This window comes from Prosthecobacter sp., from assembly GCF_044378005.1.
In the GTDB taxonomy this organism is placed as follows: Bacteria; Verrucomicrobiota; Verrucomicrobiia; order Verrucomicrobiales; family Verrucomicrobiaceae; genus Prosthecobacter.
In genome coordinates this window covers 20,234-33,102 of the sequence record NZ_JBILYB010000063.1, presented here as the reverse complement: position 1 = coordinate 33,102, position 12,869 = coordinate 20,234, and the positions used below count along the sequence as shown (strand labels likewise).

Sequence of the window (12,869 nt, the reverse complement as noted above, 5' to 3'; positions counted from 1 at the left end):
CGGGGGGGAATGAGCAGGCGTCATCGCTGGCCTACCCGGCGAGCTATGACAAAGTCATCAGTGTGGCGGCGGTGGATGCGCAGGGGCGGCAGGCTTACTTTTCAAACTCGGGCGAGGGCTTGTTTATCTCGGCACCGGGGGTGGGGATCGTGTCCTGGTATAGCGGCGGAAAGACGGTCATCGGCAGTGGCACGTCTCAGGCTGCGGCTTTGGTGAGCGGCGGGGTGGCGGCGCTGCTGAGCCGGAATTATCAGGCGGCGAATATCCCGCTGGTGCTGACGAGCAATGCGGTGCGCACGGGGGCTCCCGTGACGCAGGTGGGGGCTGGTATCCTGAGGCTGCCGTGATTACCGGACGGTGATGGTGATTTGATTGCTGACGATTCCCACTGAAGTGACCGGGTTGGAGACGACGACATCATAGATGTAGTTGCCGGCGGTCGTGTCTGCGGTGGTATTTAATGTGGCATCGGTGGCTTCGGGGATGGCAACACCATCTTTCCTCCACTGATAGGTGAAACTGCTGCCGCCATCTGCTGAACCTGTAAAATTCAAGATCGCTCCGGGAGATACCGTGGTGCTGATGGGGGCGGTGAGTTCGGCTGTGGCTGTCTGGACGGGGTCCATCACGTTCAGTGGCACGTTGGCACTCATAATGCCCGCAGGGGTGACGATGTTCGAAACCTTGACGGAGTAGAGGCCGCTTTGAGTCGGAGTGGCGTCGTTGATGACATAGGTTGAGCTGGTCGCGTCCAGAATATCAGTGTTATCTTTGCGCCATTGATAGCTGAGATTCGAGCCGGTTGCGCTGACCGAGAAGGTGATGCCATCTGTGCCGGTGGCCAGGCTGCTGTTCGTGGGTGTGCGAGAGGCGATGATGTTGGAAACTGGAATGGCAATAAGGAGTTCGACCGGCGGACTGGCCGCGCCCAAAGGTACCAAGGCACTGGTGATGAGGACGTCGTAACTGTCAGGATTGGAGATGTTGACTTCAGCACCCGTGACGACGGTGAGTGTGTTGAATGTCTCCCCATCCAGGTTCACGCCATTCTTACGCCACTGATAATTGAAGGGGCCGGTGCCCTGATTTGATACGGTGAAGCTGACAGAGGTGTTCGGCAGTGCGGCGACCCCTGTGTAGCTTTTGGCGATCTGAATGTTGCTGATGTTTTGTGTGACAAGGACCGCCAGTTCGTTGCTGGTCGCCGGGGTGCTGGTGACGGCGTTGGTGACCTGGACCTTGTAGGTGCCACTGTCGGCGACGGCAGTGGAGTTGATGGTGTAGGTGGCCGATTGAGCGGCCGTGATGGGGATGTTATTCCTGAGCCACTGGTAGATGAGCGGGGTTGAGCCGTTGGCCGTGGCGGTGAACTTGATGAGGCTGCCTGCGGCGATGGAGGAGGAGTTGATGGATTGCGTCGCGGTGACGGTGGTTACAGGAACTGCATGGGCGAGGGACTTGGCCGAGCTGGTGACGCCGCCCGGGGTGATATCGCTTTTGACGATCACCCGGTAGTTGCCTGCATGGTCCGAAGTCATGGAAGCTATGACGTAGGTTGAATTTGTCGCACCAAGGATGTCCACGGCGTTCTTTTGCCACTGGTAGGTGAAAGGACCGGTGCCCTTGTTTTCAACACTGAAGGTGATCTGCGCTCCATCGGGCTGCAAGGATGCAGTAGGTGTCTGAACGACGATGACATCACTGAGCGGGTCATTAACGGTCAGCGTTGCCGCCTGGGTGGTCACGATGTTGACATCAAGAGTCGTGTTGGAGACAGTTAACGTCTTTTTAATAACACAGTCGTAACTGCCTTGATCGGACTCATCGACTAATGAAAGAGACAGGTTGGAAGTGGTGGCGCCGGAAACTCCACTGCCATTGGTGAGATTGGTGCCGTTATGCCGCCACTGGTAGGAAAGGGTGGCGTTTGGATCATTGAGACCTCCCTGAACAGTGAAGTTAAAGCTGGCATTTTCACCTGGATCGACTGTCACTGGTTGTGGTTGTGGATCGATGGTGAAGGGCTTGGCTGAAAGCTGTGCTTTTCCGGAGCGGCGCTCACTGAATGTGGCCTTGGGCGGTGTGGGCAGCTGGTCGAGCAGGAAGTATCCTGCACCATAGGCACCAGTCGGGGAGACACCCTGCTGTGCTGGCAGGACGGTTTCGCCGTTGGAATTGAGGACAGCTTGTAGGCCGGCTATTTCACCGATGGTGGGGATGATGAGGCCTTGGAAAGCCACTGGACGCTTCACACTGCCATCCACAAGAACAAAGGTGCCAGAATAAGCGCCGGTCGCAGGGTTGACATTGAGGGTGACCTTGGTGGGATTGGCGGCTGGGAAGGTGGCTTTGTTCCCATTGTCGAGAGTGAGGTCTGTGTCAGGGTTCTGTGCCGCAGCGGCGAGACCTCCTTCAGCAAAGTCGAGTCGGGCGTTGTTGGCTACGTTGGTGAGATTCATCACGATGGGGGTGATGAGGGAGTTTGGCTCCTGGTACTCCCAGCCGCGAACATCCATAAAGGTGGCTGGGAAGCCGGTTTTGTAGAGGAGTTCCTTGGTGGGGGCGGCTGGGTTTTTGATCAGGCGTGCTTCACCATTGAAGCTGTTGAAGTAAAAAGCGTCGTTCGTGTCTCTGCGGCCGGAGCGCACACCGAGATTGGTGAGCAGGGAGCCGTTGTTGGCATAAAGCATTTGGAAGAGCATGACTTGTCCACTGCTGCTGATGATGGAGCTGCCGGTGATGCTGGTCCCTTCGGGCAGGCGCCCCGCGAAGGTACTGATGCCAGCGGCCGAGTTGCTAAGAGTCATGTAGCCATCGCCCTGGGGGATGCCTGCCTTGCCGAGGTCGGCAGCGCGAAGACTCAGGGCGAGGTTAAAGAGTCCGCCAAAACCGTTGAATCGCACGGGGAGACAAGGGTTACGCGAGGCTTCCCAGAACTGCCGGTGGCCGGAAAGGTCGGCAGAAAGGGTGCCATCAGAGATGGCTCCGATGAGGGTGCCTGAGACAGCAAAGACGTTGAAGCCGAGGTTGAGCGTTTTGCCTAACTTGCTTTTAAAGTTGATGCTGGCGAGGTAGATTTCGCTGCCGTTGTTCTGTCCGAGAAGGAGGCTGCCTTTGAGTGGGTAGGTGTCTTTGCCGAGCTGTAGGCTGGCGCTGAAGGCGGCATTGTCAGTGATGGTGAGGTTGAGCCGTCCGCCGTGACCTCCATTGAGCTCAGAGGAGGACGTGATGAGGGCTACATAGCTGCCGGTGGTGGCGGCGCGCATGGACTGGATGAAGATGGTGCCACTGACGATGTTACCCGAGCCTGTGGCGTTCTTCGCCTGGGCGGTGAATGTGAAGCTGCCAGAGCTGGTGGGCACGCCGAAGATCAGCCCTGTGGCTGCATTGTAGGCGAGTCCGGGAGGCAGGTTTTTGAGGATGAAACTGGTGGGTGTGTTTTGATCGAAAGGGTTGCCATTCTCATCTTTGGAGTAGGGCACATTGTAGGCATAAATGCTGCCGACGACTCCTGAAGGCGGTGCATTATTACCCGTCATGACGGTGAGTTGGGGCGCATTGGAGACGGCGAGGTGGAGGATGCCACTGATGGTGACGGGGAGTGAGCCGGGAGGGGTGAGGACGCAAGTGTAGTCGCCGCTGTCTGTGCCGAATGCCGCGGCATTGATGGAGAGGGTGGCAGAGGTCATGCCGCTGAAACCAGGCTGGTCGAGAGGGATGTTCACGCCGCCTTTGCGCCAGCGGTAGGTGAGAAAGGGGCCGGCCACGGGGGCGGTGAGTTTGACGGGTTTGCCGGGGGCGGCGACGATGATTCGGCGGGCTTTGTCCACGATGAGGACGTTGCAGGCGTTGGTGGTGTCGGTGCTGCCATTCGTGGCGGTGCCTTTGTAGATGCCGGCATCGGTCAGGGTGGTGGCATTGATGAGCAGGCGCTTGGTGATCTGTCCTTTGATGACAGTGCTGCCACGCCGCCAAGTGAACGTGGGCTCGGGGGCACCGACCACGGTGACGGCAAGGTCGAGGGGTTGGCCAGCTTCGATGAGCAGTTCATTCGGCAGAGTGGAGGTGATGTCTGCGGGAGTTCGGATGGCCAGAGTGGCTGGAGCGCTGGTGAGCGTGGTGGTGGCATTGCTGACGAGCACGTCATAGACGCCAGCGTCTCCGGCCTGAGCGTTGTCCAGGGTGAGTGTGGGGTCAGTCTTGCCAGTGAGGTTGGTGCCACCGCGCCGCCACTGGTAAGTCAGCGCCGTGCCGGTGGCGTTGACGCTGAATGCGGCGGGCTTGCCTGCGTTGACGACGATGGAAACGGGCTGTTTGGTGATGCTGGGATGGAGGTGACCAGGCGTCACTGTGATGGTGAAGTTCTGAGCGGTGGTATTGCCATCCAGATCACGCGCGCTGAGGATGACATTGCGTGTGCCAGCAGCCAGACCGGTGATCTTGATCTGGCCGTCCTGTATGACGACGGTTGCTATATTGGCAGAGACATCGTTGACGGAATAAGCGAATGGCGAGATGACCGAAGCACTGAGGACGCGGACTGTTTGGTTTACGTCCATGTTTGCCGGTGCAGTGGCGGCATTCATGGGGATGGAGGTGAATGGGACGAGGGTTCCATCCACAATAAGGCTTTTATCGGAAGTGTAGGAACCGATGGGCACGGCGGAGATGGCATCGACGACAGCCATGCCGCTGGTGGTGACACGGCCAAAGGCGGTGAAGCCACTGTTTTGGTTGTCCAGGTTGGCGGCGTTGTTGCCGAGATTGAAGAAGAAGTCGCTGGTGGCGCTGTCTGGTGAGCCTAGATAGCCGAATGAATCGTCACGATCGACGGTTCCAGCACCGTTGCTGAAGCTGGAGTTTCTGGAGCCGATTTTGGCAGAGGCGATGGTGCCACGGAGATTGGAAATGCCAGGTTCGTTCGTGGGTGAGGTGCGCTTGGAGATGCTCTCGAAGCTTCTCGGTGCGGCGATGGCTCGGATGCTACCGCCCTGGAGGATGAAGCCAGCGATTAGCCGGTGAAAGGCCATGCCGTTGTAATCACCCGCATTGACATAAGCGAGGAAGTTGGCCACGCCCTGTGGGGCGAGGCTGGGGTAGAGCATCATGTCGATGTTACCTTTGGTCGTGATGAGACGAACGGCGGTCTCGGCATCTGGGTCGGTGAATTTGTCAGCCAGACCGATTGTTGCGGGTGTGCCAAGGCCGACGGTGAGGTTGGAGATGGGGGTGGCGGCCGTGGGTGGTGCGAGAGTGTCCAGAACACGCAGGGTCAGGGTGGCTGTAGCAGAGCCACCCCCAGTGAAGTTGGCCAAGAGGGGACAGAGGAAGGTGCCATCGGCTAGGGGGGTGCCGCTGATGAGGCCTGTTTCGTTGTTGAAACTGAGGCCATTGGGGAGTCCGCCGACGCTCCATCCGGTGCGCTCGATGGTGGTGGAGGTGCTGACCTGATAGGTGAAGGTCTGGCCTTTCTGCGCGGGCTGAAAGAGGCGTGGCATGGTGAAGCCCGCCTTGGGTGTGGCGGTGGCGCTGGCGCTGCTGAGTGAAACGATGGATTCACTGTTGCCGACAGCACGGACGATGAATTCGTAGGCGGTGCCAGCCGTCAGGGGGGCGAAGTTGGTGGCAGTCGGCAGCCCATCCGCGCCGACGGTGCCAGCGATGGAATTGACGCTCACACGGGTGACGTTGGCGGGGACGGCGCGGGCAAATTTGTAGTTAATGGTGGTGCCGGCAGGCCGGAGGAGGATGTCAAAACCGCCCTCAGTGCTGGAGTTGTCTTTCCAAGTCAGGTCGATGGTGCCGTCCATGCCGGCGGAGGTGGTGGCAGTGAGGTCCGATGGAGGGGCGAAGGTGGAGGTGCTGGCCTGGGCAGTGTTGGCAGCAAAGGCGGAGTAAAGGCGGGTAGCGGTCGTGGTGCCTGAGGGGGTGTATTGATACAAAGCCCGGATGCGAAACTCGGCGGTGGCGTTTTGGGAAGCGGGGACGAGAACGCTGCGGACGTTTTCGCCCACGTCACCGAAGTTTTGAAAGGCGGGAGGAGTGGACTCAGTGATGAAGCGGAACTCGATGTTGTAGCCGGTCTCATTTTGAGAATTGTCTGCCCAGCTCAGCAGAAGCTGATTTTCTCCGGCGGAGCTGGCATTGAGGTCGGTAGGCGCGTTGAGATCCGGTATGATGAAGGCGTGCGGCGTGTTGGCTGTGTTGGTGTCGGAGGAGGTCTCACTAAAGTTAGTGATCTCGCTGCCACGAATGGCACGAACACGAAACTGGTAGGGCTTGCCGGGGATGAACTGGATATTGCTGTTAGTGCCGGGGTAGCGGATCTTATTGAAGAGGAGGATCTCCTCGACGTTGAAAGAGACGGTGCCGAGGTCCTTCCAACTGGCATCTGTCATTCCGGTGACGATTTCACGCATTTGAACCTGCTGGTCTAGTTCTGTGGAGGAGTTGTCATTCCAAGTGAGTTTGAGAAAGCCATCGCTGAGACTGGTCCCTGAACCTGGGTCGAGGTCCTGCTGGGCGCAGGCGATGTCTGAGGGGGCGGCAAACGCGGCTCCTGTGGGGTCTGGAGGGGCGACGGTGGGGATGATCAGGGCGCTGCTTTCGATGGCTGTTCCATTGCGTTTCCAAGCTTCGACACGGAATTGGATGATGTTACCTGGATCGACCGCTTCAATGGAGAAGGTGACCTGGGTGGTGTTGGCTGAGAGATTGCGAGCGGTGTAAAAGGGCCCGACGTTGCCCAGGCGGACGCCGATGATGTATCCCTCTTCATCGATGGCATTGTCCTCCCACTCGATGCGCCAAGTGCGCCAGGAACTCGTTGGGACTGAACTGGTGCCGTTTGCTGGAAGGCCAAAGTAGGAGTGGCTCAGTTCGCCACCGGTTGGAGCTGCGGGAGCTTTGCCATAAAGATTCGTCACCGATAACAAGGCGAATCCCATGGTGATGAGCCCAAAGGTGCGAAGATGGAAGAGTTGGGAAAGGTGCGCTGTCTGCATGGTTGGTCAAAAAACGAAGGCCCCATTAGAAGAGTTGATGGGGTGGAGGGTTGGGAAATGTGGTCGGAGGGGATGTCAATCTCCATGACTGAATCACGGGTCCACCGTGAGTTCGTTGGCGCTGGAGGGCACGCCGCTGGTGGTGACGACGTTGCTGACAGTGACGGTGTAGCTGCCGGAATCAGACTCGGTACAGTTGGAAATGGTGTAGGTGGAACTGGTGGCCTCAAAAATGGCCTGATTGCCTTTGTACCATTGGTAGCTCAGCGGTCCCGTGCCCTGTGCGGAGGCTGTGAAGACGATGGTCTGACCTGTAGCGACGGGGTTGTTGGCCGGATTGCGCGTGATGCTTACATTGGTCACGGGGGTGTCCGGGGCGACGGTGAGTTCGTTGGCTGCAGAAGTGACTCCGCTGACGGATGCCACATTACTGACTCTGACGGTGTAGCTGCCTGCGAACGACTCGGCGCTGCTGGCGATGGTGTAAGTGGCAGCTGTGGCATTTGGGATGGCCTGACCTCCTTTAAACCATTGATAGCTCAGTGGTGCTGTGCCCTGGGCAGAGGCGGAGAAGGTGATGGATGTGTTGTTGGCGACGGGGTTGGCGGAGGGGGTGCGCGTGATGGTGACTCCGGTGACGGGATCATTGACGAGTAAAGACGCCACCTCGGTGGTGATGGTGATGGAGCCGTTGCTGATGACGCAGTCGTAGTCTCCCTGCATGGATTCGGTGGCGGCTCCGAGATTGAGCTGGCTGGTGGTGGCACCCGAGATGGTATTGCCACCTTTCCGCCAGCGGTAGGTGAGGGTGCCCTGGTGTCCTGCGGCGGTGCTGACGCTGAATGAGACGTCGGTGCCTGGATTGACGGTCTGATCCTGCGGCTGGGTGCTGATGCTGATGGGCTGGCCCAGGAGGCTGACTTTGCCGGAGTTGATCTTGGATTTCGTCGTGCTGGGCAGCAACTCGGGAAGGAGGAAGTAACCCACCCCGTGAGCTCCGACTCCGGGGATTTCATTGGAGAGGATGACGTTGCTCTCATTGACCACCGCCGGCGTGTGGGGGATGGCGGGGATGATGATCCCCTGATAGGTGACGGTGCGTCTGACGTCGTTATCGACCAGTTCGAAGGTGCCGTTGAAATTGCCGGTGAGCGTTTTTACAGAGAGATTGGTTTTGGCATCGCTGGCGGTGGGGTAGCTGACGCTGTTGACGGTGGTGAGGCGTACATTGCGGTCTGGATTCCTCGCGGCAGATGCCAGCCCCGCTTCACTGAAGTCGATCACGGTGTTGCTGGTGGTTGTGGGGACGCTAGGGAGTCCCAGAGTGATCTGATTGGTGCCGGGTTTGTAATAGACGGCACCAAGGATGCTGAGGAAGGTCTCGGGGATGCCTGCCTGATAGTTGCGTTCGGCGACAGGCTGGCTGGTCTTGATCCAGCGCATCTGGCCGTCCACACGGAGTTGTGCCTCCGAGGCAGTTCCGAGGTTGGTGTCGCCGATGTCGATCTGGGCGATGACGGAGCCGGTATTTTTATAAAGCATGAGGAAGATCATGGACTCACCGCCGGGCCCTACCATGGAACTTGAGGTGACGGTGGTGCCGTCTGCCAGGCGGCCGCTGAAGGTGGCGATGCCTTTGGTGTTCACGAGCATGTTCAGGTAGCCGCTGCCCTGCGGGACGAGCGCCTTGCCGACATCCGTGGAGGCCAGATTCAATCCCATATTGTAGGAGATGCTGGTGGGGGTGGCGCCGTAGCTGCAGGGATTCCAGGTCTCATGCCAGGACTGTCGGAAGCCTGATAGGCTGGAGGTTTGGGTGCCATCGGTCACCACACCTGAGACATACCCGGAGTCTGAACTCAGTTCAAAGGTGAGGACGAGCAGGCTTTTGTCCTTCCTCTTGAGGGTGATGCGGCCTTGGTAGGTGATGGTGCTGGCATTGGAAAGGCCGACACCGATGCCCAGCGTGCCGGCGGCGTTGATGGTTTCGCTGCCAAGCAGAATCTTGCCCGAGTAGCTGCCGGTGTCTGTGACTGTAAGGTCGAAGCGGCCTCCTTTGCTCTGATTCAGGGCGGTCGCACTGATGGTTCCTGTGAAGGTTCCCACGTTGGATGCCGGCATGGGCTCGACGGTCAGACTTCCAAGGGCTGCTGGTGAACTGGTGCCGGCGATGTTGTTAGCGGTGGCTGAAATGGAATACACGCCGGTCTTCGTGGCGTATCCGCTGATGACGCCGGTGCTGGTGTTGAGTTTCAGCCCGGCTGGGAGGCCGGTGGCGCTGAATTTCGTGGGCGTGTTCACTGGCTGAAGTGAGAACGGCAGCGTCCATTCATAGTACACGCCGATGAAGGCTTTGGGCGGTGCGTTGATGCCGGTAAGTTGTGGCAGGACCGGCTTGGTGACGATGAGCAGTTGAATGGCTCCAGTCTCGGTGGTGCCAAGGCTGTCTGGAAGCGTGACTTCACAGGTGTAGGCACCACTGTCGATGACTTGAGTGCCGGTGATCTGCAATACTGGATCATGCATGCCACTGTGGCGTGCTTCATTCAAAGGGATCTCCACTCCATCTATTTTCCAACGGTAGGTCATGTCTGGCCCGGCGACTGGGGCGGTGAAACTGACGGTCTTGTTGATGCCGTAGGTGAGCTGTGTCTTCTGCTTGTCCACGACACACACTTTGACCGTGCCTGTGGTGGCGGGTGGTTTGATGATGTTGCTGGCTGTGGCGGAGTAGATGCCGGCGTCGGTCAGCTTGGCTGCGGCGATGTTCAGCGTGGCCAGGGTTTGTTTGCTGACGGTCGCGGTGCCGCGCTTCCAGACAAAAGTGGGGACGGGGGCTCCCGTTACGTCGTTGACGGTGAGAGTCAGTGGTTTGCCGACTTCGACAAGCTTGGAAGCGGCCAATGTGCCGACAGTCGGCGCGATGCGCAGGTTCAGTTTTGCGGGTGCACTGATCAGGGTGGTGGTGCCATTGCTCACGATTACATCATACACGGCCTCGTCCTCTGCCTGGGCGGCGTCGATGATGAACGTGCTGGCATTGGCGCCGACGTTTTCCGCTGCAGCGCTGCCCTTCTTTCTGCGCCACTGGTAGTTCAGTGCGGTGCCTGTGGCGGTGACGCTGAAGGTTACTTTGCTGCCAGCGACGACAGCCTGGGTCACCGGATGTTTCGTGATGACGGGTGCTTTGTAGCCTTTCTGCACGATGGCGGTGAACTGCTGGCTGGCCTCCCGCCCATCGAGATCCCGAGCGATGACGGTGATTGTGGCGGCACCTTCGGTGGCACCGGTGAGCACGAGTTCCTTCGTGTTTTGATCGACCGTGGAACTAACGACGCCCAAAGGATTAGGGGCCAGAAGCATATAGCTGATCGGCGAGATGACAGATGCCTTGATGACTTTGACAGTCTTGTTCACATCCATGTCAGTCGGAGCAGGGCTGGCATTCATCGGGATGCCGGAAAAGGCGGTGAAGCTGCCATCCAGGATGATTCGCTTGTCCAGGCTGGCATCGTAGGTGCTCGTCGTGTTGTTGTTCAGGTAGCTGCCGGTGGGCAGGGTGGCGATGCTGTCCACCACCGTCATTCCGCTGTTTACGACCCGGCCAAAGGCGGTGAATCCACCGTTCTGGTTGTCGAGGTTGCTGGCATTGTTGCCCAGATTGACAAAGAAGTCCGTCGTCGCGCTGTCAGGATTGCCGACATAGCCGAAGCTGTCATCTCTGGGCACCGAACCGCTGGTGAGTACGGCGGTGGAGTTGCGAGCGCCGACTTTGGCGGAGGAGATCATGCCGCGCAGGTTGCTGATGCCAGGCTCATTGACGGCTGGTGGACGAGAAGGGATGCTGGCAAACGAGCGGGGGGCGGCCACAACTTTCAGGCTTCCCCCCTGAAGAACAAAGCCTGAGACCAGCCGATGGAAGGCCATGTTGTCGTAGTCGCCAGCATTCACATAAGAGAGGAAATTGGCCACGGCCTGCGGAGCCAGACTGGGGAAAAGTTGGATGTCGATGTTTCCCTTGGTCGTCTCCAAACGAACCGCTGTTTCTGCATCTGTGTCGGCAAACTTGTCTGCCAGCGGGATGCGAAAAGGCGCGTTGATGCCGATGGTGGTGCTGGGAATGCCTTTGATCATCATGGGGGAACTGATGGCGCGAAGGATGCGCAGGGTGAGGGTGGTCTGCGCCGTGCCTCCGCCGACAAACTCTGCCGTCATCGGGCAGGAAAAGAGCCCCGCCACCTGCGGTGTGCCGGTCAGCAGTCCGGTCCCGGAATCAAAGGTCAATCCGCTGGGCAGGTTGGCGATGTTCCATGTCGTGCGGTTCACGGCATTGCTGGTTTCAGCCAAGTAACCGGTCTCGATCGTCTCTGCATTCCCGACGATCACGATGCGAGTCAGCGGCTGTCCCTGTTGACCTGGATGATACGAGCGGCTTGTGAAGCCATCTTTGGCAGGAGCACTTGCCACATTGCTGTCACCTGAAACCGTCGTCTCGTCTGAAGCCACCGCCAGCACGATGAACTCGTGAGTCACTCCAGCCTCCAAAGGGGTGAAGACGGGTTTGCCGGTTCCGTCATTGCTTTCAGTCCTTGAGTTTACTTGGACCTTTTGCACGCCTTCGCGCACAGCGCGGGCAAAGTACCAAGTGCTGGTGCCTTGGGGCCGGGAGTACACATTGAAGCCGTATTCTGTTTCGCTGTTGTCCTCCCAGGTCAGATCGACGGTGTTTGCCAGACCTGAGTTGGTGATGGCCGTGAGTTGGGTCGGGGCAGGGAAGGTGGTGCTGAGGATGGCGATATTTGAGGGGGCGCTGCGCAGAGTCGTTGACGTGGTGGCACCGGTCGGCGTGTAGGTGTAGAGGGCCACCACCCGCCAGTCGTAGTCAGCTCCCTGGGGAACCGGGATGTCCACCACCGCTGTTCCTTCACTGACAGTGCCTCGGACGCTGAATTCTCCGGTGCCTGTGTCATTGCTCGCCCGGTATTGGATCTCGTAGCTTGTTTCGTTGGTGGATTTGTCCTCCCAGCGCAGACGCAAGGCATCCTCGGTGAGCACGTCAGCATGGAGATTGATTGGCGGAGCCAGGGGCAGAGTATGGACGAGCGAAATGTTTGAGAAGGTGGATGCCAGACCTGGCGATGTGGTCGTTGAATTTCTCTCCCTGGTGGCACGGACTTGGAACTGGTAGTCAGTGTCTGGCTTCAGCCGTAATCTCAACTTGTGGATGGTCTTGGTTGGAAACAGGACGCTGGAATGGTTCACAAAGCCGAGCGTTTGCCATGCCTGTACGGGTGTTTGCACTTCACGGAAATCGATCTGGTAATAAAGTTCCGAGTTGCTGTTGTCCGTCCAGGAAAGACTGAGCTGGCTGTCATCCACATTGGTCACGACCAGCGCGGTGGGATTGTTCAGTCCTGTCTGAACCGTGCCTTCCGGGATCGTGAAACTGAAGATGGGGGAGGTGCTTGTCTCGATCTTGGCTCCGTTGAACTTCCATGCAATCACTTGGAAATTCACCACCTGCCCGGCCGGCAGTCCCTGATAACCGGTGTTAAGCGCCTGCACTCCATTCGCCGCCACCCTTGCCATGGTCGAAAATGCTCCGGTCGTGCCACCCCGGATCTGAACTTCAAATCCCTCTTCATCCAGAGAATTGTCCGTCCATGTCACGAGGTAGGAATTGTAGCTGCCCAGGACCAAATTCCCATTCGCGTCATGGCCCACCCTGGTAAAATCAACCTTCGTGATCGTCGGTGCCTTCGGTGCCACCGCCTCGGCGCTGGGTGTCAGCGCAAAGAGCAAGTTGAAGCCCACGGCGGTCATGAATAGCCTGATCAAGGGCGTGCGGGAAAGTGACATGGAGGG

General features: G+C 58.6%; 3 protein-coding genes. 1 reads left to right on the top strand and 2 read right to left on the bottom strand.

The window, feature by feature from the left end; all coding sequences use genetic code 11:
* Positions 1-347, top strand: a 347-nt coding sequence (locus tag AC6FTP_RS13680) for a S8 family serine peptidase (RefSeq protein WP_497207473.1), incomplete at its 5' end; no start/stop codon positions are given.
* On the opposite strand, the gene AC6FTP_RS13675 is transcribed toward AC6FTP_RS13680, so the two are convergent.
* On the bottom strand, positions 348-7,004 hold the full coding sequence (locus AC6FTP_RS13675) for an immunoglobulin domain-containing protein (protein ID WP_497207472.1): 6,657 nt from the start codon (positions 7,002-7,004) through the stop codon (positions 348-350).
* A gap of 93 nt (positions 7,005-7,097) precedes the next feature.
* Positions 7,098-12,863, bottom strand: coding sequence for an immunoglobulin domain-containing protein (locus AC6FTP_RS13670; RefSeq protein WP_497207471.1), 5,766 nt, complete (start codon positions 12,861-12,863; stop codon positions 7,098-7,100).
* Positions 12,864-12,869: the final 6 nt, after the last annotated feature.

Bases quoted from the DNA above. Each gene is read 5' to 3' on its own strand.
- AC6FTP_RS13675 (WP_497207472.1), bottom strand. From the start codon at position 7,004: ATGCAGACAGCGCACCTTTCCCAACTCTTCCATCTTCGCACCTTTGGG.
- AC6FTP_RS13670 (WP_497207471.1), bottom strand. From the start codon at position 12,863: ATGTCACTTTCCCGCACGCCCTTGATCAGGCTATTCATGACCGCCGTG.